Consider the following 22111-nt stretch of genomic DNA (forward strand, 5'->3'; position numbering starts at 1 on the left):
ATCTTGCTCAGTATTATTTTTTATCTATACAGTATTTGTATGGATTTAATCATATACTATCATTTTTGTTATGGCTTGATAGGCTCTATACTTGCAGCATGATTTATTGAGCCGAGATAACAATGGATAAGCCAGTACCAGTACTAAACCAATCGTCAAGCCATTCATTAAGCCGATTTATTCTACTGTTAATGACCGCAGCGATTGCCGCAACCGCCGCCAACCTTTATTACAATCAGCCGATTTTACCGCTCATTGGTCATGAGTTTCATTTGACCGACTCACAACTGGGCAGTATTCCGGCATTGACGCAGTTTGGTTATGCCTTTGCCTTGTTGTTTATCTCACCATTGGGCGACTCTATTGCGCGTAGACGCTTGATTGGTATTCTGTCGTGCTTATTAGTAGCGGCTTGTGTTTTTGCAGCGATATCACCCAGTTTACCCGTACTGCTGCTATCGGTGTTTTTGATTGGTGTCAGCGCCAATATTACCCAGCAGCTCATTCCGTTTGCTGCATCCATGGTGTCTCCTAAAAATAAAGGTGCAACCCTTGGTACTCTGATGATGGGATTGACCATTGGTATTCTGCTATCTAGAACCTTAAGTGGGTTTGTAGGGGAGCAGTTCGGTTGGCGCAGCGTGTTTGTGATGTCTGCAGCACTTGCCGCTGTCTTTGGAGTATTACTGCGGGTATTTTTGCCAACCAACACTCCGCAAACCACACTAAATTACTTTCCGCTTGTCAAAAGTAGCTTAGCACTGTTTATAAAACACAAATCCTTGCAAAAATTCACCCTTGCAGGTGCATTTTGGTTTGCCTCATTCAACGTACTATGGGCGACGCTCGCGATTTATGTCAGCGATGCGCCTTTTAATTACAATGCACAGCAAGCAGGATTGTTTGGTGTGATTGCGCTGGCAGGAGTAATAGGGGCTAAATCCTCTGGTAAATGGGTCAATAAGCTGGGTTCTAAAACCTTAGTGATGATGGCATTGGCACTGGCTGCCACAGGCTTTGCTATTACAGGATTGTTCGCAGGTAATTTGGTGTCGCTGATCGTCGGTATTATTTTAATCGACTTTGCTGTATTCAGCGCGCAAGTGGCCAATCAGGTTCGCGTCTTTAGTATCGATTCCGCCGCCCAAAGTCGCATCAACGGTATTTATATGTTGGGTTACTACACAGGCGGGGCACTGGGATCTATGGCGGGTGTCAAAGCTTTTGCCCTATACCAATGGCCAGGAGTGGTGGTGGTCAGTATCGCCTTTATCGTCATCAGCGCAATATTCAATGCATTCGCCAAAAAATAAGTGATATCAATACAGTTATATCCGTAATAGATATCGAAACGACTAGGGACACATATGAACCAATTAAAAACGGCAGGTAGTTTAACCTTACTGTGTATTGCCAGTTTGACCATTATGGTCGGTACGTTACTGGCACCCGGCTTGGTCAGCATTTCGGCAGGCTTGGGCATTACCGACAACAGCGTGCTATTAATTACCTTACCCTCATTAGGTGCGGTGGTATTTGCGCCACTAGCTGGCAAGTTAATCGATAAATATGGCGCGTATAAACTCTTGATGATTGGGTTGTTTTTATACGGACTTGCAGGTGCCAGTGCTTATCTTTTACATGGGCCAGCGCAGGTGTTTAGCAATCGGTTTTTATTGGGCGGTATAACGGCAGTCGTCATGGCGAGCTGTACGGTACTAATCTCTACATGGTATCAGGGGGAGGCTCGCTTAAAGATGATTGCCAAGCAAGGGATGTCCATTGAGCTGGGCGGGGTCATCTTCTTATTTTTAGGTGGTTTGCTGGCTTCACAGTTTTGGGCCTTACCGCTATCGATTTATTTGATTGCGTGGGTATTCTTAGCCATGCTGCTACTGTTTGTACCACAGCATCATGCAACTGCTGTAAACAACGAGCAGATTGCCGAGGACGATAGTAAAGCTATTATTAGTGGTTTATCTCTAAAAAATGTGTATCTTATTTCAACTTTAGCGATGACCATATTTTTCACCTCAACCGTGTTATTGCCCATCACAATGCATGAGTTGAGCTATAACGAATCACAAATCGGTCAACTACTGGCCTTTATTTCTTTGGTGGCGGTCGTTACCGCAGGCTTTATGCCCAAAATAATCAAATGGTTGAATGAACCCAAAGTATTGGCACTGGCATTTTTAGCATTTGCGTTGTCGTATATTTGCTTTACACAAGCCAGTACCTTGCTATTAATATTAGGCGCGCTGTTGATCGGCATTGGATTTGGTTTTAGTATTCCGCTGTTGAACCATATGACCGTCGAGCTAAGTGCTGCTAACGTACGAGGCCGCAACTTATCTTACTTTACGATGGCGGTGTTTTCGGGTCAGTTCTTCACATCATTTGTGGAGTACATGCCGGGCGGCGCGCACAACGTGTTTATCCTATGCACTGTATTCAGCGTCGTTATTAGCATGGTTTTGTTTGTGAAAGGTCGTAAAACTGCTTGATAGATTGCTATAGTGCGATAGAGATAAAGCAGAAAAAGGGAAGGGCTAATAATCCTTGGCCAACCCTCGTCAAACCGTCTGATGCTGTATTGCCAACAGCATCAGACGGTTTTCGTTTTAATTAAGCCAGTTGCTTTTTAAGCGTTCGTAAACGGCTTTTAAATTCTGAGCGGTCAACATAACAGCCTTTGAGACGACGCTCACCGATGTTTTCATCAAATGCGTTACGCCCGTGCAGGACGCGGCGGTTATCAAAAACCACCATTTGACCCGCTGCTAGTTTTAACTCAATCTTATAGCGACTGTCTTTTAATCGAGCCATCAGCTCTCGATAAGCAAGGTAGTAGTCGTACATAACGTCACTTGGTAAATCAAAAACATCTGCAAGATGCGCGTTGTATTTGATTTCGACGATATTGCCAAAGTTGTCTAGATTGATGACGGGGTGGTGCTCACGGATATCATGGGCAGTGTCATGAAAACGAAAGGGGATGGCATATTCGGCAAGCAAGCGAAAATACTCCGGCTGCTCTTCTCGTAACCCTTCTAACACCTTTAATCCGTCTACGAAAGTAGATTCGCCACCTACACTTTCATTACTCAAAAAATGCAAAAATTGATAGCCTGGAGGCAACTCCTGATTTGGCAAGTCGGTATGCAACGGTAATGAGAGAGAGGTATAAGCCAAATTGATCGGCGACTTCTCTGATATGACATCGAAGGTCATGCCGAAGTTAGTCTGCCGCAGGTAATCAACTCGCATGGCGATCTGTACACCAGCGCCAGAGTCGTCTGGCATATTATCAATAATGGTAAGCCCATATGTATCCAGCGCAATCATCCACTCATATAAAGCACTGTCACTGGTCATGATGCTGTGTTGGTCATACATCGGAATGTGGTCAATAAACGTGCCATCCCAACTTTTATAAGGACTGCTATAGTCCTTGGCCAATGCACTAGAATACCCAAACTCACGTAACCAGCTTTGTTCAAAGTGACTGATATGCGCTTGTTCTGACCATTCAATCGTTAGCGTTGTCTCATCAAAAGAGACGGATAGTGGATGGATATCTTTTGAGATACTCAGTAAATCAAAGCTACGCTCGCCAGTGTGCGGATGAAAAGCCGATGGGCAGTTATCACGCAGCCAGATATAGTGATACGTACTGTCGATACCATCATTCCAGCGTATTTGAATAGCGCGGTCAATGAGCGCAACGGATTCTATTTGATAGTCAGTTGCTACGGCGATGTCTAGAGATGGTGTTGATTGAGGCGTTTCCATTGGAGCAGACCCTACATATACATGAAGTAAAAATATATTTTACGGTATCTTGTTCGGATCAGTTATTCAAACAATGAATTACGAATCACCTAATAGGCAATATCAATCAACGCAGTACTAAACTGCGATTGATATCTGGCGAGATATTTTTTGAAGGGTTTTGAATAATATTAAGGCTTCGCGAACGAAGCCTTAATATTTGCGACAATTGGTATAAGGTTTTTATTTATCCGAAAGCTACTTATCGAAAAGCTACCTTAACCAGTATTTCGTAACCCTGCAGCTAGCGCATTGATACTACGGATTAATGGATCTTCTACATTAATGTCGCCATGTGCTGAATCGTTCGGGGTGTCCTGTTGTCTAGCACGCTTTAAAAGCTCAATCTGGATATAATTAATAGGATCTAGATAAGCGTCTCGCCACTGCAGGGATGAAGCAAGATTCTGCTGATTGGATAATAAAGAGTCTTGTTCAAGCAGAGAGTTTAATCCTGAATTGGTCAGCGTGTGTTCATCGGTGACCGCTGTCATGATTTTTTCACGTAACGGCTCATCATCACATAGTTGGCTATAAGCCTCAGCGATATTCATATTGGCTTTGGTAAAGGCCATCTCGATATTACTGATAAATACGCTAAAGAAAGGCCAATGCTGATTCATCTCTTTCATCAATGCTTCGTCTTCTTTGACGCTATCTAGCGCACTACCGACGCCATACCAAGCAGGTAGGGTAAAGCGTGCCAATGACCAGCCAAACACCCAGGGAATCGCTCGTAAGGTGGTCTTACTTGGTAGGCCTTTTTTGCGATGGGCTGGACGTGAGCCAATATTTAATAGAGAGATTTCTTGTACTGGGGTGACCTCGGAGTAGAACTTATAAAACCCTTCGGTATGATCGGTCAACTCTCGATAACGTTGTTCACCCGCGTCCGCTAAGCGTGCAAACAGCGCTTCATACTCTGGCAACTCAGTCGGTTGTACCACAAACCTTGTCGAGCAGGCTTTGAGTGTACCTGTAATAGCCATGGTTAGCTCAAACACAGCGGTATCTGTATTGGCATACTTGGCATAAAGCACTTCGCCTTGCTCAGTTACCTTAATCTGCCCATGCAGCGTGCCTGCTGGCTGTGCCGCAATGGCTTTGTGCGTTGATCCGCCACCACGGCTCACAGAACCGCCACGACCATGGAACAAGCGTGTTTTTATACCATATTGCTCAGCAATGTTATTAATGGTTTGCTGTGCACTATAAAGCTGCCATGCAGAGGTGATAATGCCGCCGTCTTTTGATGAGTCTGAATAACCTAGCATAATCTCTTGCGTGTTGTCCGTGTTTTGTAGCAGTCCACGATACAGTGGATTGTCTAACACGGCAGGCAAGATTTTATCGATATTTTTGAGATCTTCGATGGTCTCAAACAACGGTGCAACTGGCAAATCAGCAGACAACTGGCCTTCGTCATCAATTCTGCATAAGCCTGCAAACCGCATGAGCAGCAATACTTCTAGTAGCTGGCTAGCATTATTGGTCATCGAGATCACATAGCTGCCAAAAGTAGCCTGTCCCACCAGTTTGCGTAGAGTAGCGACCGAATTCATCAATGACAATTGCTCACGCGTTTTGTCTGTCAGGTTATCAGTATAGATAAGCGGCGTACCTGGATTTTTTAGCAAGCGCGTCAACCACTCTTGTCGCTCAGTTTCACTTAGTGTCTGGTAATCGGGCAGGTTAGAGGCACTGGCAAAGATATCGGCAATCACTTCGCCATGGTAGGACGACTCTTGACGAATATCGAGCGCTGCCAAATGGAAGCCGCAAGTCTTGACCAAACGAATGATATCTAGCAATAGGCCATCGCTATGTGCTGTATCGTGTGTACTGACACTTTGACGGATAACGCGCAGGTCTTCTAGTAACTCTTCTGGATTGGCATAGGCATCTTTTTCGGCTTCACTGTCCGTACCTTTGCTTTGGATGCGGCGATTAGTGGCTTTGACTTTAGTCAGGATGATAGAGAGCAGGCGACGATATGGTTCATTGCTATAGTCATCGAGGTTGTAGTCAAACACACGCTGATCGAGCTCATCATAACTTTTAATTTTGGCATATACGTCAGGTGAAACGGTGACAATAGTGTCACTATGAATCAGCTGCCGGCGCAGTTTTTTGAGTAGCACTTGATAGTGACGCAGCACGGTATCAGCATGCATCAGTACGGCAAGTTCTGTGGTCTCAAAAGTCACGAAAGGATTGCCATCTCTATCGCCGCCAATCCACGACCCAAAGCTCATAAATGCAGGCAATGGATAGTCTATTAGTTCTGGATAAATATCGATAATGGCTTTTTTGATATTACGATATACTTTAGGAATGGCATTGAACAAGCTGGCGTTGAAGTAATGTAGACCATTATTAATCTCGTCATATACCAATGGCTTACGGGTACGTACTTCGTCAGACGACCATAATAGATCAATCGTTTGCGCAGTTTGTTCTTTGGCTTGCTCGTAGGCGAAGCTGTTTTCAGACACGTTGTTTAGGGCGTCGCTATGCGTAAATAGACTTTGTAAGATATTCATCGTTGTACGGCGACGCGCTTCGGTAGGATGCGCCGTAAATACAGGTGTAAACTTCAGCTGATCAATCAGCTCTTGCATTTGAGCAGGTTCAATATTGCGTTCGCGACACTCAAGCAACGTACGACGAAATGATCCTTCCCAGCTTTGCTCAGATTGCATACGCTGTGCATGACGCTGCTCACGCAAATAATTCTCTTCGCTTAGATTGGCTAGGAAAAAATAGATAGAAAAGCCGCGTATGACGTTTTTTAAGGTTTGATTGTCTAAAGAAGCAATAAAATCGATAAGCTGCTGTTTATGTGCCTCATTCGGCTCACGACGCTGTTGAATAAAGCCTTTGCGCAGCGTCTCAATCGTATCTAGCGTCTGCTCACCAGATTGGCGAGAAATAGCATCACCTAATAATGAACCCAACAAACTGGTGCGTTTACGTAGTACGTTGTTATCTAGTGTCATCTTCAACCTTCCTATCAAATGAATGGATACAATACTATGGTTATCTTATACGTAATATCCTTATGGTTTTTTGCAATTTAACATAAATAGGTGAGGCCTGCTTGACGTTGATAGCAACTTTTTTTGCTAGCAGATACTAGCAGACCCCTGACGCACTACTATTAGAGCGATTTTTTGTGACCATGCTCATTGCTATATTCTATCCAAAAGTCCGCATTATCCACTCCAGCCTTTCTAGGGTCAAAGACAGGGCTTATACCTAATTTCATCTGCTCGTCGTAGTCTTTTAGAACTTTTAGAGCAACTTTACTTAGCAGTAAAATGGCAATGAAATTCAAGTAGCACATACTACCAAAGCCTATATCACCTAATGCCCACATCATACCGATCGACTGGACACTACCCGTGAAACAAACGATTAAAAAGACCAGTTTGAGTACATGCTTGAGAATGGGGTAGCGCAGTTTATTGTCCAAATAGACCAACGTAGTTTCGGCAATATAGTAATAAGCAACCAAGCAGGTGAAGGCGAATAAAAAGATAGCAATCGCAACAAAACCACTTCCATACTGGTTAAAGACAGTGGAGACAGCCGCTTGGGTAAATGCTGTACCAGCTTCAACACCAGGCATATTATCAACTAGGGTTACACCTTCGGGGGTCACCACGTTATACATACCAGTTGATAGAATCATCAACGCTGTTGCAGTACAGACAAGCACCGTATCGATGTAGATAGAGAAGCTTTGCACTAAGCCTTGTTTAGCAGGATGTGATACTTCGGCTGCCGCTGAGCTAAAGGTCGCCTCGCCAGCACCCGCAACGTTTGAGAAAACAGCACGGCGTACGCCCCAAGAGATTGCGGTCCCAACCATACCACCAAACACTGCATCCATACCAAAAGCGCTCTTAAAGATAAGTGCAAACATTGCAGGGATATTTTGAGCGTTAAATGCCAATACAATCACCATCATGAGGATATAACCAATTGCCATGACAGGTACGACTTTTCCTGCAAAATTAGCAATACGCTTTACACCGCCAAATATAATGATACCTAAGAGTACGACTAGGATAATCCCTGTTATAACAGGCGGTATATTAAATGCTGTATTAAAAGAGTCCGCAATAGTATTGGCCTGAACGCCAGGCACTAACACGCCGTACGATAGACAGGTCACGATAGCGACGATGATAGCAAAAGGTTTTAGCTTTAATCCTCTTTCAATATAGAACGGGGAGCCGCCACGATATTGATCACCGACCTTATGTTTGTATACCTGCGCTAAGGTAGACTCAATAAAAGCGCTAGCACCACCTAACACACCCATGACAATCATCCAAAATACCGCCCCAGGGCCACCTGCTGCAATGGCTGTTGCAACCCCAGCGATATTACCCACACCAATACGTCCTGATAATGCCATACAGAAAGCTTGGAAGGAGCTAATCCCAGCTGATGAGCTTTGTTTGTCGAACAACAGCCTAATCATTTCTTTGAAATAACGGATTTGTACGGCACGAGTCATAATCGTAAAATATATGCCGACACCTAACGCAAGATAGACTAGGGCGTCACTCCAAATATACCCGACGATAGTATTGATGATATTTTCCATAACTTTACTTCCTTGTAATGTTTTTGGTTATGCTGACTTGGGCGTGGATAGCGGACAATGTCAGTTGTTAGTTCACCAACCAGATAGTTTTGGTTTGGGTATACTGGGACAACGCCTCTAAGCCATTGTCACGACCGCCGAAGCCAGATTGTTTATAACCACCAAAAGGTGTCGTAATATCGCCCTCAGAGAAACCATTAATCGAGACGGTACCAGCTTTAATAGCGGATGCCACGCGAAATGCGCGATGGATATTTTGTGTATAAAAGGAAGCGGCAAGCCCATAATCACTCTGATTGGCGAGCTGAATAGCTTCCTCTTCGGTTTCAAAACTTGTGACAGCTAAAAGTGGACCAAAAACTTCTTCTTTAAACAGCGTCATATCCGGGCTGACATTATCAAAGACGGTAGGCTCGATATACCAGCCACTACCGAGTTCATCGTGGATACGTCCACCTGCGATCAAACGAGCACCCTCCGTTTTGGCAGTATTAAGGTGTGATATTACTTTCTCAAAATGCGCTTTTTCGATCATTGGGCCAATAGCGACCTCGGGGTCGTAAGGATGACCAACCCTCCAAGACTGAAGACCTTTTTTTAATAGCGTTAACAACGCTTCTTTTTGGCTAGAATGGATAAGTAGACGTGAACCACAGCTACAGTTTTCGCTCATATTCCAAAAGGCAGCGGATAAAATATGCTCGATGGTTTGTTCATTGATAATGGCATCCGCAAAGACGATTTGAGGGCTTTTGCCACCACACTCTAAGACGACTTCCTTAAGGTTGCTTTGTGCAGAGTACTGTAGAAACAGTCGACCGACTTCGGTTGATCCTGTAAAAGAAACCATATCAACATCCATATGCTGACCGAGTGCCGCACCTACTTCTTCACCAAGCCCACAGACTAACTGCAACGCCGCTTTTGGCACGCCAGCCTCGTACGCCAATTGTGTTAATCGATATGCTGAGAGCGAGGTCAATTCAGCAGGTTTAACAATGACTGAGTTGCCAGTTATTAATGCGGGTGCAACTTTCCATGCATACATTTGCGCTGGGAAATTCCATGGTAGTACTGCACCCACTACACCAATAGGCTCTTGTACCACAAGGCCTAGTGCATCTGCGCCAGTAGGAGCAACCTTGCCAAAAACTTTATCAGCTGTTTCGGCGTACCATTCAAAAGTTTCAATCGTAGCGGGCAGGTCAGTGTTGAGGCATTCAGTAATAGGCTTGCCTGCATCGACGCAATCTAAGGCAGCTAACTCATCCATATGATCATGCATTAACTGACACCAACGCTGCATAATAGCTTTGCGCTCTGCAGGAGACATCCGTCTCCACTCACCATGTTCAAAAGCGTCTCGGGCTGCCGTTACCGCCGTATTAACATCTTGCTGACTCCCATTAGCAATGCTACCTATACAGGTATTATCAATAGGGCTGTAGTTAGGGAGTGTTGTCTCGGATACTGGTACTGTAGTATCTATTAAATGGCCTGCCCAAAGCTGTTGGTTGCTGGCGAGTTCAAAGACTTGCGCTGTGGTCATACTCATTAGATTGTCCTTTTCTATATAATGGTAGGAACGATAAGAATGGTGCGATGTATCAAGACAGAAGTGCTAAAAATGACTGAGTCTCTTCTTTTGACATATCAGTCAAAGGTAGTCGTACTGACCCAACATTGATGCTCCCGTTAATGCAGCCTGCTTTGGCTTTTTGGTTATAGTTTCCAGACTCCATAGAGTGGATAGCAGGATACATGGCTGTCATCAGCTCTTTAGCACGGTTCCAATCGCCTTTTTGTGTGGCTGCAAACAATGCGACTTGTTCTGCTGGAAATACGTTAGCCGCACCAGCGATCCAGCTCTTAGCACCCCAAAAGAAGAAATCTACTGGTTGGTCGTCACAACCACAAACCACTTCAAAGTTTTCAAAATCAGCCTGTAGCATACGTAATGCATGGCTAAAATCGCCGCTGCTTTCTTTGACACCTACAATATTGGGATGTTTGGATAAATGCGCGACGGTTTCAAACTCAATGCTTACACCGACGCGTGCTGGAAAATTGTACATAATGATAGGTAGGTCAGTGGCATCAGCGACGGTTTCAAAATTCGCAATAATACCGTCTTGGTCTGGTAGGCTATACGGATTGGCTGATAACATTAAGCCGTCGTAGCCCAAGTTTTTGGCTTGGTGAGCAAGTTCGATAGAATGATTGGTCGATAAACTGTTGATACCTGCAATCAGAGTGACTTTGCCTTTGGCAGCGTCAGCGATAGTGGTCAAAACCAGTTCACGCTCTGCAGGCGAGAACGTGTAATATTCACCCGTTGTACCGCAAGCTACGATTCCAGTAACGCCTTTTTCTATGAATACATTGACCAGTTCGGTTAACTTTTGAGTATCGATATCGCCATTAACATCGAAAGGAGTAACGATAGGGACTAAAACGCCATGAATGTTCATATAAATATCCTTATTTGGAAGTAAAAGCCGTTAGTAAGCCATGAGCTGTTAGCGACGTTGTTGGTTCTATGAGTTGTCATAGAGATGAAATGTTCGATTATTATTTAAAAGACTTACGTTTGAAGCGATTTAGACGATAGGCAGTAGGATCTACCATGGCAGTATCGCCAAAATACAAAGCTGCGATCATCTGTGCGCTTACGACAGCTTGGGTCAGACCTAGATGCTGATGACCAAAGTTTAAAAAGACTGAATTACGTCTATCTATGATGGGTAGCGAGTCTGCTGTAGAGGGCCTGAACCCCATCCATTGCGTATTGCTGTCACTATCTAGTGGGGTGTTTAGCATTGCTTGAGCTTGTTTCAACAGCATATTCGCACGGTTCATGTTTGCTGGCGCCTCAAGTCCTGCATACTCAACAGTGCCAGCCAAGCGCAGTCCTTTTTCCATTGGTGTCATAATAAAGCGGCGATCCATGCTAGAAATAGGGATGTTGAGACGCTGACTTTCATTAGGAAGCATCAGGTGATAGCCACGCTCTGTATCCATTGGTACTGAGATGCCTGTTAGCTGTTTTGCTAAGGCTTTGGAATGAGCTCCTGCTGCGAGCATAATTTTGCTGGCATAAAGCTGCTTTTGTGTCGTCGTCAGACGCATACCATCAGTTATTACTTCCGCGCTCAGAACACGGCAATTTTCATAAATTTGACCACCAAGCGATCTAAAAATAGTGCTTAATTTATGGGTAATGGCTTCTATATTGGTGATATGACCTGTCTTTGGAAAAAACAAAGCACCCAGTTGATTATCTTTTAATGCAGGCTCAAGATCTGTCAGTGCTGATTGTGAGAGTAGGTTGTTAGAAACCCCTAAACTGTTTAAACGTTGACCGTGTTCAGTCAGAACCTTTAGACTGTTGGGCGTCTCTGCGGTTAATACAGATCCTTGTATTTGTACCCAAGAATGTAATCGCCACTCTTTGGCAAAATCTTGCCAAGCTTGAAGGCTGTGTGCATTTAATGCCAAAAGCGCTTGGTGACTGCGTGAAAATGGTTCGGTACGCATATTAAGTAATAGCTGAAACGCCCATGGTGCTAAGCGTGGAAGGTAACGCCAATCTATCCGTAGAGGCCCTTCAGGGTTGAGTAGCATGGCAGGAATATGTCGTAAGATACTGGCATCAGCAATAGGAAAAACCTGTTCAGTGGCAATGTGACCTGCGTTGCCATAAGTTGCACCGCGAGCGATTTTATCTGCTTCCAAAATTGCAACTTTTACCCCACGAGACTGTAGGGTAACCGCAGCACATAGCCCAATAATGCCACCACCGATGATATGTATATCAAACACTTGTGTGTCCATGAGAGTCTCGCTTTTTTGACCTTACTGAGCAGTGATTGGTTACTTCTTAGCAGCCATACAAACTGGTATTTATAAAGAAATACCCCATTTGAACGGATCGCTGTCTTGAACGATGAGAGAGGTTTCTGCACATACGTAGGCGTACCCTCGGATCGTGGGGATAATAGTATTGATAGGGTGGTTATGAAGAGGGCTATGATTACTAAGTACATCAATAGGCTGATAGCTGGCACTAAAGACACTGCCAATGATGCTTTGTTGATACCAAGTCTCACCAGGTGCGAGTACATTGTCTGCGGCTAAGCAAGCCAATTTGGCACTGGTTCCAGTACCACAAGGAGAGCGATCGTAGGCAGATCCAGGGCATAATACGAAGTTTTTGCTGTTAGTGCCGGCGAGATCGCTCTTGCCAAACAGTTCTATATGATCAATTTCGCCATTGTTAGCACCCATAATTCCAGACTTATGAAGTGCTTCCTTAATCTGTATGCTAAATTGAGTAAGCGCCTTAACATTACTGGCGTCAATAGCTTGCTTATGATCGTTGACTAAGAAAAACCAATTACCACCCCAAGCGATATCTCCATAGATAGGACCGATATCAGGTACTTGAACTTCTACCTGTTTTTGGTAGCGATAAGAGGGGACATTCTGGACGCTACAACTACCATCATCATGCAAGGTTGCTTTAACTAGGCCTACGCTTGTTTCTAGATAGTGATCACCAGCGGTTATTTTTTGTTGATAAGCTAGAGATGCAATAACGCCGATAGTGCCATGGCCACACATACCTAAATAGCCATGATTATTAAAGAAGATTACGCCAGCCGTGGCACGAGGATCGGAAGGCGGGCACAAAAGCGCTCCGACAAGCACGTCATTACCACGGGGTTCTAGGATAATACTTTGACGTAAATGATCGAAATTCTGTTTGAAGTCTTGAAGTTTTTCTTGAATAGATTGCCCACTAAGCTCAGGAAATCCTTCATACACCATACGAGTAGGTTCACCGCCAGTATGCGAATCAATAATTTTAAGAGTGAAAAGCGTATCAAACATGACTGCCTACCTGATTCATCCGTGAGTTAATATACTGTTAGCGTTATTCATAAATGAACAAGGCGTAAATATAGAATGACGTTTTTCAGAAAAGCAGTCTTGATGTTTTTATATGAATAAATGCGCATTTCTGCACAGGTCATAAAGACATTTAGGAGTATAAATATTGTGTAGCACCCTAAAATACCTGAAAAGCTCAACGACAAGCTTGAGATGCTATATGGGAATATACCGATGCGGCCGTTAGTATTAGAAACACCTACAAAACAACTGTCAAAACACCTACAGGCTTATCAACCAGCCAATTTTGATGAGTTTGTTGGCAATATATCATTATTGATGCCTTTGTTTGATACTATGAAAAATGTGGTGTTCTTTGTTAAAGATGACCAAGCATGCTATCGATTAGTCAGTAAAACGCTCATTAAACGTAGCGGGCTCAAAAACAAAAAAGCACTAATAGGACTGACTACAGAGCAAGTGTTTTTGAAGTCTCAAGGCAAGGATTATCTCAATCAGGATCTGAGAGTATTAAAGGAAGGCAGGGAGATTATTGATAAACTAGAACTTCATAGTTATGCATCAGGACAGCTGGGATGGTGTATCACGCAAAAAATCCCCGTCTATGATGTAGAAAATCATATTGTAGCAATGGTAGGTATATCAGTAGATATTGATGAAGATAACGAGCGGATATTACGCAAACACGCTCGATTGGCAAGCGTAGATCAATACGTACGAGACAATCTTGATCAAAAAATTAATATTGGTCAATTGGCGAAATTGGCAAATCTTAGTCAATCGCAATTGGAGCGTACCTTCAAAGCAGTGCTCAATATGTCACCCATTCAGTTTGTACAAAAAATGCGCTTAGAGCATGCCATTCGACTATTAGCGAATTATAAGCTAACAGTAACTCAAGTCTCCTTAAACTGTGGATACGGTGATCATAGTGCCTTTAGTCGACAGTTTAAGCAGTTTACTGGCATGTCTCCTGTGAACTTCCGTAAAATACATTTCAAAGAGCTATAAATAAAAGCAAAAAAATATGGTTTTTGACTCTAAAATAACTCTCTAACGACTCCGAAGCTCATCTATATAATCTGCCCAATCTTGCATCATCTGTACCCTAGTATCGATTTCATCGAGTCTGTTGTAAGCCCCGCCATGTGTGTCTTTTATCCTGTGACCTAGCTGTAATTCTGTGACGATGTCAGAATAGCGTAGCTCAGGCTGTTCCATGAGTAAGGTTTTAGCCGATGCTCGAAATCCATGCGCACACTGCACATCTTTGTATCCAAGCCGGTGGAATATCTGTACCAACGTCGCTTTACTAATATAGGCATTGCTTGAACCGCGCATCGACGCAAATACATATTCCTTATGCCCAGTAATTGACTGAATGCTTCGTAATCGCGAAATTACTTGCGTAGCTAAAGGGACAACTAAGTGCGAGACCATATCGTCACGACCTTCGCCTTTGGTCGGGGAGAACGCCCATGTATTATTGTCCCAATCGATGTCATCCCAACGCATCGAGCGCAGATCGATACTACGTACAAACACGTAAGGTAATAAGTTCATTGCCTCTAATGTGATCTTACTTGCACCTCTAAAATCAGACATATCTTTTAGAAGCGTCGCAAATTGATCTGGTTTGGTGATGGCTGGCAAGTGATTACCTGAGTTAGCAGGTGCAAGCTCACCACGGGTATCAATTGCCACATTTCTATCGCACAACCCTCGAGCAACAGCGAATGAAAACACTTTTTCAGTATACAGACGAGTGCTTGCACCAACGAAAGTCGCTTGATTATCATTATTCTGAATCGACTCACACACACTCAGTATCATCTCGCTGGTGATATCGTCCATTCTTAAATCACCAATTTCTTGGCACATATATCCTAGACATAAATCCCAGAACTTGAGGGTTGACTCACTGTATGACGGTTTTTTAGATTTACTTTGATTGCGCCCTGATGTTTTGTGTTCTCGCCATGCTTTTGCAATCTCAGAAAATGGTGCATTTTTTAGGTGAGTATATTTATTGGTTTGCTCTTTTTGCTGGATAGCTTTAGGGTCAGAGCCTTTGGCAACCATATCAAGAATGGTGTCTGCTTTATATTTAACCTCATGTAGACTGACATCCTCAATCTTACCCAACATCATCCTAGGGCGTTTGCCCTCGATATGCGGATGGGAATAACGTAAGTAGTATTCCTTTTTGCCATTTGGATAAATACGCAGACTTAGGCCAGCCACACCTGAGATACTGACAGAATAATCTTTGTCTCGGCATTCGAGCTTATTGATATCGTTTGCAGTGTCGATAGCCATAATGTATATCCGTAATATGATAATTAAGGTTAATGATAGGTTTATGATTGATGACTTATAAAAAGTCTATTCTGTAGAAAAACATAGAAGTATTGGACACTGTCATGGACACTGGTATTCATTAGTGTTTTTAGTAAAACCTTATAGAGTAATAGTTTTAACACTTAATTATCCCCAAGTTAACCTTGGGGATAATTATAGCATAGTAACCAAATAGTGAGTAGGCCATGCGCTGAAAGGGTTACACGGCATTTCTACCAGTTACTTCGATACATAATTAAATGTAATTATGGTGTCCATGATTGATTCGGTAAGGAGTTGAGCATATTTCCCACAAAACACGTGCTCCTGTACTCGCACAGAATATAAAAATCAGGGTCATAGTACTGTTCTGTGCAAATTTGGAATGCGCCAATTTTGAGGGGTATATAGAAAATATATAACGACAGGCTAAATATATTAAAAAATATCAATAGATAGCTTGTTCATCTTAAAAATGGCTCGGTAACAATAAACAGAGGACTGCTGTTTGTGGGTAGATAAAATTTATCACTGCGCAAAAGAAAACAGCGTCAGTTCTAATTATTTAACAATTTGTCTGCTATTTAAATTTGAAAGGTTATATGTAATGACTTGGGCATAGTGATTGAAGGCTAGATAAGATTAGAAATATGCGAAGGAGTTATAACGTCTGGCTGAGTTTTTGCAATTTAATCTATTTTGGCAATATTAGAGGGTATCTAACCATACAAACGATGGTTATCAAAAATAAGTTATCAGCATATCTATATTAAGAATTTAACCAACGGACATAGATAATAAAACAAACTATCGCAGACAAGAAGCCATGGTCATCTTGAATAAAAAGTTAATGACGCATTTGGACGTAGCAGTTAATATTTTAGCGAAGAATAGAGCATTGATAACCAGTTATATAGTGAGTTCAAGTTTTACCATTTAGCAAAAGTTAAAATTGACTGATGAAATAATGCACCCATGAAAATTATGAAGAATAAACCTTAACAGATGTGAGCTATGATCCAAAAGATTTCTTGATGAATTAAACAGGACAGAGTTAGTCGGCGAGAGCTGAACAGTTTGGTAGGATGTTTATACCTAGCAGTATTAGAAATGCATGATCGTCATGATTCTATAGTTAGTAAGGCTTAAGCCTACGACCTAATAGACTTCATTTAACATAATATACATTATGCGAAAACAAACCAATGGTTTTAGCAGTTAGGCGAAAAACTATTTATACCATGTCATTCTTGTGCCTTAGATCGGATTTAATATTAGTTATAGACTTTTACTAACGACAAGTTTCAAGTAAATGCTGGCGCAACGTTTTGCCATCCCGATCTAAAACCACATCTGCAACTTGGCAATTTTTATCATTGTCATCACATGACAACTCATAATAAATATCGCTACCTTGCGCCAAGCTAACCTGAACCAATCCTTGATCAGTTATTGAAAACTTTTTGTCTTGCGTATAGTCAGGATCTTGCGAGTTCCAAAGTACATCGTAATCTATATTGCAGGACGTCTGAGTTTTATCAAAATATTCTTGCTCAAGTTGCATGGCTGCTTGCAAATCAGCATCGGCGTATTGCTGCAGCACCGTAGGATTACTCATACCTTGGTCATCAATATCTTGTTGGTACATTTTCGTGATAGTCGCAATCTTTATATCAGCCATGGCATTTTGCTTCTGATCTACTTTTGATACATCGGCTATGGCGTTACCGACAGTCATCAGTCCTATGGTCAATAGTAATGTCAGCGATTTATATGTTGGCATCTTATTCTCAGCGAGCTTCTGTCCTATAAGTGTTACGACTATTACATCATACCTATATTCGGACTCTGCTGTATTATCGTATCATTCAGGTTTACTTACCAAAATATCTATTACATAGCGCTTTTGTGGTATTTTTTACTGGTTCCCATGACAATTTATAGTGATGTTTCTTTCGCTAATAACTGTGCTAAGGATGATTTTATGATGACATTACCTGCTTTTTTTAAGGAAAAATCTGCGACATTAGCCTCTAGCAGCCTTCTGTTATTTACGCTAGCTGCGACGGGTTGTCAGTCTGCTTCTGAGTCCAGTGAAGCCATTGTATCTCAGCCAACCAGTAGTTCATCAACACCTATTAATACTGATATCAGTCAGCAAACCCTTAGACAGCAAGCGTTACGTATACAGCGCGCACTGGCCAATAAGGACTTTTCTAGAATCACTAATGACATCCATCCAACACGTGGCGTTCGTTTTTCGATGTACGCTTATGTACGGCCTGAGTCAGATAAAGTCTTTAGCCGTGGGCAATTTGCACAGTATTTACAGCAGTCCAACATCCAATTTACTTGGGGCGAAAAAGACGGTACTGGCGATCTTCAGGTCATGCCCTTACCTACTTATTTAGATACTTGGGTGGATGGTAAAAAGTTCAATAGTGCTAGTATTAATGTAAATGAATTCAAAAATAATGGTAATTCGATCAATAATCTAAAAGAGATATACCAAGTATCAGATGTTGTAGATTTTTATCATAAAGGCACGGATGAGTATGATGGCATGGACTGGCGGGTACTACGCTTGGTATTTGATGAGTATCAAGGCAAGCGATATCTAGTGGCTATCATTAATGACCAATGGACGGTTTAAGGCGTAGAGAAAGATTGCCCGACAACTTTTATAAGACTTGTTTAAATGGCAGCCTACTCTATCTGGTGATAAATACTATATATATTCGAGAAAATATATATAGCAGCTTGTACTACATGGTCTTTGGTATAGTTTTTAATAACAATCTTTTCTACTAGCCCTCTAACGACAACATATTCATAATCAATTTGATCAATTTTTTTGATTGGGGTCAGATTCAGCGACCAATAAGGTTAATGCCGCAAGCACGGTATTATTGATGACCATGTCGCCTTTATCGTTTAGCAGTCGATAATTACGGTGTAAAAAATCCACGAAAAAGCGCCGCTACGCTGTCCAGCGCTTTAAATTGCACGCCTTGAGGAGATTTGATGCGATAACCGACTGATATAACCACGTCTAAGTCATAAAAAGTCACCGGACGGTCTGAATTTGCAATATGCATTTTTTGTATATTGCTTTTTTCAGCGATTTCTTCATCGTTTGTGCCGTTAGTAATATGGCGAGAAATTACTGATTGATCACGACCAAACAACTCGGTCATTTGTGCTTGTGACAGCCAGACAATCTCTTGCTCAAAACGTACATCTACTTGCGACGTTCCACCAGCACTTTAATAGTTCTCTACTTTTTCCACATTATCACTTATAGTGTTAGTCACCTCAACTTCCCCAATTCCAATATGCTTATGCTGTCTTGAATACAGTTTACTGTCACCATCTCTATAAATATCATTTATAACGGCGTCTGACGAAAGAATTTCACCATAATCTCATAAATATCTGGATAAGCATCAACTAGCTTTTGCGGCGTTTCAAAAAACACTTCACTGAGAACGGCAAAAAACTCGGCAGGATTGGTTGCGCCATAACGATCAAGCCCTGACTTGCGATGTGTTTGAAAATCTTCAAAATCTCGCGACATAATCTGTGTCCACCGAGCAGGATCCATATCAGGTTGCAGTGGCGGAAAACCATTGGCACGGCCATTCATCATATCGAGTTTATGTACAAACTCATGAATAACAACATTGTGTCCATCACGCTCGCCAGAATGTTTCGCGTCCTTCCATGAGAGAATGACAGGCCCACGTAGCCATGCTTCTCCGCTACGGTGCTGAGTGCCTTCGTGGACGATACCAAACTCATCTACCGTGGTACTGTTGCTTTTGTACGAGCCAGGATAGATGATGATGGATGACCAACCAGCATACCAGTCAAGACCTAAGTTCAAGATCGGCAAACAGGCTTGTAGTGCAATAGATTGTCTGACAGCATTGGTAATCTCGAATCCTTGCGCCCCAGTAAATGATTTATCAGCCAAAAACAATGTCGCGAGCTCAAATAGATGCGTCATCTCATCAACACTTAATCTGTCGAGTATCACGATACGCTCAGCCGCATGCATCCAATCGGCATGGGTAAACTCGCTATTATCTAGTATGCGCTGTTCACGCCAGTCTTTTATGATGCTAAACATATACGCTACCCCTATTCTTTTAGTATTTTGCACATATTGGTATTACTGAATCTGGTTACTGTAGCGGCAATCAGTAATACGCATTTATAATTAATATATTGACATGCATAAGCAAAAAACGCTGCTCATAAATGAATTATTGAGCAGCGCAGTCTGACATTCACACATCAAGATTTAAAATTGATATTGCAAGCCTAGTTGTACTGAGCTATCTTTATCGTCACGTGCAAAGGTTGTATCGCCATTCAGATACGCATAAACGTTTTTATGAACCTTGTTACTCACACTCAGCTCAAAACGTCCATAGTCGTCATCTTTATCTACTTGAGTGATACTAACCTCTCTTGTTTGACCGTCAGCTAAAGACGTTGTCGATAAACTATCGGTTAAACCATCGTCGATAACATGCACGTAAGCGATTTTGCTTTGAAGTTTGGCAGGCGTGCCCATCAAATCAAAGCCATATTGTAACTGGTAACCAAGCTCTGAATCCCATGCCTCGCTAGAGGTGCTATCAACCTTTAACGCAGTGCGAGAGTTTGCATTGCCGCTAGTATAACCATCTATGTCTGTATCACTGTAATTCAGACCCCAAAAGGCACCATGCGCGACGTTTTTCTTGATAAGAAAATTATAGCCAAGCTCATTGTATGCGCTAAACACATCAGCATCCGCATCACCGCGTTCGCTATTGTTGATAATATTGATGCCGTCATTACCATCCAGTTTTACCGTTCTATTAACGTCCAAGTCATGTTTAGATAAGCTCAGAGATGTGGTATTCCACCAAGCCGTGTCTTTGCCGCCCAATAAGGAATAGGCTTGCACGCCATAGCTTGTGTCTTTTTTAATGCCGTTTTCTACGGTGTTATTGTTTTGATTGGCCGCTTGCACACCTGCGCCAACACGCCAGCTTGGCTGTACCGTATATTCGCCATATAGACCAATATTGGCGCGAGTGCCCTCTTGCACCTCATCAGCATCCACGTAGCTTTGGGAGCCATCTACCCAAACCTGAGTACGCGACTCGGTATCAAAAGGCTGCGCATCATCGAGAGTATGTAATGTCAAAGCATTGGCGCGCTCAAGCACCGCTGAGTGCGAGTCGGTAGCATTATTTTTTAACGCAGTGCCCATTGTATTTTGAAGATTGAGCGCACTTTTGGTTGATGCGATGATATCAGCATTGGTTTGCTCCATAATCAATCTGCTGATGATACGAGAGTAGTCGCGCATTCTTTGCGCTATGCGCTCTTCACCAAAGGCCGCAGTAAGTACTTCCTCATTGTCTAATGCAGGGTTATGCCACGTATAGCCACCTGGAATATCTGGGTTTTCAGTTTGTGTGTAACCATCATAATCAGGCCCAAGGCCCCAGTTAGTAGCCTCAAACCCTACGACCTGCATGATACTATCAAAAGACTCCTGATCGCTACAGCAGCCAACGCCATAAGGCTCGTATGGCTCTGTCTCACCTGGTGCAATAATAGCTGGATTGACTTCTAGTGTAATACCAAGCGCTTTAGCAATACGCAGTGCGTTTTCACGCAAACTTACATTGGCAGCCACTTCGTTGCCATCATCGTCATAAGCATTTCGCCCTGCATTGGCGTAAATTTTATCGCCTGTAATCAGACTGTCTAGGTTAATCATGCCTAGTGCTGTTGATTTTTCTGCGTCCGTGAGCTGATTAACAAATGCTTTTGAGCCATTGAGACCGCCCTCCTCTGCACCAAATGCCACAAACTGAATGTCATGCTCTGTCTCAATGCCAGTCAAGTTTCTGGTCAACTCAGTTAAGACGCCAGACCCAGAAGCATTATCGTCCAGTGCCTCTAGATTTTCGTAATTTGGATAGGCGACGGCAGAATCATAATGTGCGCCGACAAACAACGTTCTGTTAGTATCAGCACTGCCTTTTTGGGTCACAACAACGTTATTACTCGTTAACGTTTGACCTCTGAATAGACCACGAGGCGCTACAAAATCAAAAGTTTGACGATTGACTTGGTTGTTACTGCTATCGATGGTCATGCGCTGCTGCATATAATCAGCAGCTTGGACTTCTTTATCGGAACCTGTATAACGACCAGCATAGTCACGGGCAAGCGTCAGCGCCGTTTCTGTACCATAATCACCGTAGTTGGCCTCTGCAAATACTTGCGAGCCTGTAAGCAGTGTCAGCGCCGCAACCACTGAAATCTTAAGCGGTGATAAATTAGTATCCAAACTGCTTCTCCTTGGTTAAAGAACGGTAAACGATACTGAAAAAT

The 22111-nt window shown here is 42.8% G+C and carries 16 protein-coding genes; 4 read left to right on the plus strand and 12 right to left on the minus strand.

Annotated elements, in window-relative coordinates:
* The first annotated feature begins 122 nt into the window (after positions 1-122).
* Positions 123-1313 (plus strand): MFS transporter, encoded by a 1191-nt coding sequence (locus AK824_RS07080; RefSeq protein ID WP_057760199.1) that lies wholly within the window; start codon positions 123-125, stop codon positions 1311-1313.
* A 54-nt stretch (positions 1314-1367) separates the two neighbouring features.
* On the plus strand, positions 1368-2507 hold the full coding sequence (locus tag AK824_RS07085) for an MFS transporter (protein ID WP_057760201.1): 1140 nt from the start codon (positions 1368-1370) through the stop codon (positions 2505-2507).
* 121 nt (positions 2508-2628) lie between these two features.
* Here AK824_RS07085 and AK824_RS07090 read toward each other — a convergent pair whose 3' ends face one another.
* The 7 genes from AK824_RS07090 to AK824_RS07120 all read right to left on the minus strand — a co-directional run bounded on the left by AK824_RS07090 (position 2629) and on the right by AK824_RS07120 (position 13345).
* Positions 2629-3795 (minus strand): TauD/TfdA family dioxygenase, encoded by a 1167-nt coding sequence (locus tag AK824_RS07090; RefSeq protein WP_082624598.1) that lies wholly within the window; start codon positions 3793-3795, stop codon positions 2629-2631.
* A gap of 257 nt (positions 3796-4052) precedes the next feature.
* Complete coding sequence (ppc, locus tag AK824_RS07095) at positions 4053-6833, minus strand: phosphoenolpyruvate carboxylase (RefSeq protein WP_057760203.1); 2781 nt, start codon at positions 6831-6833, stop codon at positions 4053-4055.
* A gap of 161 nt (positions 6834-6994) precedes the next feature.
* The gene (locus AK824_RS07100) at positions 6995-8452 is read right to left on the minus strand and encodes an alanine/glycine:cation symporter family protein (RefSeq protein ID WP_057760205.1); all 1458 of its coding nucleotides are present in this window, start codon (positions 8450-8452) and stop codon (positions 6995-6997) included.
* Positions 8453-8519: 67 nt separating this feature from the next.
* A complete protein-coding gene (locus AK824_RS07105; protein ID WP_057760207.1) occupies positions 8520-10007 on the minus strand; it encodes an aldehyde dehydrogenase in 1488 nt (495 codons plus the stop codon).
* A gap of 52 nt (positions 10008-10059) precedes the next feature.
* The gene (gene dapA, locus AK824_RS07110; protein ID WP_057760209.1) at positions 10060-10923 is read right to left on the minus strand and encodes a 4-hydroxy-tetrahydrodipicolinate synthase; all 864 of its coding nucleotides are present in this window, start codon (positions 10921-10923) and stop codon (positions 10060-10062) included.
* 100 nt (positions 10924-11023) lie between these two features.
* Positions 11024-12286: an NAD(P)/FAD-dependent oxidoreductase gene (locus tag AK824_RS07115; protein WP_057760211.1), complete on the minus strand. Its 1263-nt coding sequence runs from the start codon at positions 12284-12286 to the stop codon at positions 11024-11026.
* 69 nt (positions 12287-12355) lie between these two features.
* Positions 12356-13345: a proline racemase family protein gene (locus AK824_RS07120; protein WP_057760213.1), complete on the minus strand. Its 990-nt coding sequence runs from the start codon at positions 13343-13345 to the stop codon at positions 12356-12358.
* A 234-nt stretch (positions 13346-13579) separates the two neighbouring features.
* On the opposite strand from AK824_RS07120, the gene AK824_RS07125 reads away from it, so the two are divergent.
* Positions 13580-14377, plus strand: coding sequence for a helix-turn-helix domain-containing protein (locus tag AK824_RS07125; protein ID WP_057760215.1), 798 nt, complete (start codon positions 13580-13582; stop codon positions 14375-14377).
* A gap of 42 nt (positions 14378-14419) precedes the next feature.
* Here the strand turns inward: AK824_RS07125 and AK824_RS07130 are convergent, their stop codons facing one another.
* Positions 14420-15685, minus strand: coding sequence for a tyrosine-type recombinase/integrase (locus AK824_RS07130; protein ID WP_057760217.1), 1266 nt, complete (start codon positions 15683-15685; stop codon positions 14420-14422).
* Positions 15686-16997: 1312 nt separating this feature from the next.
* Positions 16998-17489 (minus strand): hypothetical protein, encoded by a 492-nt coding sequence (locus tag AK824_RS07135; protein WP_057760219.1) that lies wholly within the window; start codon positions 17487-17489, stop codon positions 16998-17000.
* A gap of 201 nt (positions 17490-17690) precedes the next feature.
* Here AK824_RS07135 and AK824_RS07140 point away from each other — a divergent pair, with 201 nt between their 5' ends.
* Positions 17691-18359, plus strand: coding sequence for a hypothetical protein (locus AK824_RS07140; RefSeq protein WP_057760221.1), 669 nt, complete (start codon positions 17691-17693; stop codon positions 18357-18359).
* 295 nt (positions 18360-18654) lie between these two features.
* Here AK824_RS07140 and AK824_RS13695 read toward each other — a convergent pair whose 3' ends face one another.
* From AK824_RS13695 to AK824_RS07155, 3 genes are all read right to left on the minus strand, one after another.
* The gene (locus AK824_RS13695) at positions 18655-18903 is read right to left on the minus strand and encodes a virulence RhuM family protein (RefSeq protein WP_227511129.1); all 249 of its coding nucleotides are present in this window, start codon (positions 18901-18903) and stop codon (positions 18655-18657) included.
* A gap of 191 nt (positions 18904-19094) precedes the next feature.
* Entirely contained in the window at positions 19095-19838 is a 744-nt protein-coding gene (locus tag AK824_RS07150; protein WP_057760223.1) for a M90 family metallopeptidase, read from the minus strand.
* Positions 19839-20012: 174 nt separating this feature from the next.
* Positions 20013-22067, minus strand: coding sequence for an autotransporter domain-containing protein (locus AK824_RS07155; protein WP_057760225.1), 2055 nt, complete (start codon positions 22065-22067; stop codon positions 20013-20015).
* Between the last annotated feature and the right edge of the window lie 44 nt (positions 22068-22111).

This window comes from Psychrobacter sp. P11G3 (assembly GCF_001435845.1).
GTDB lineage: Bacteria > Pseudomonadota > Gammaproteobacteria > Pseudomonadales > Moraxellaceae > Psychrobacter.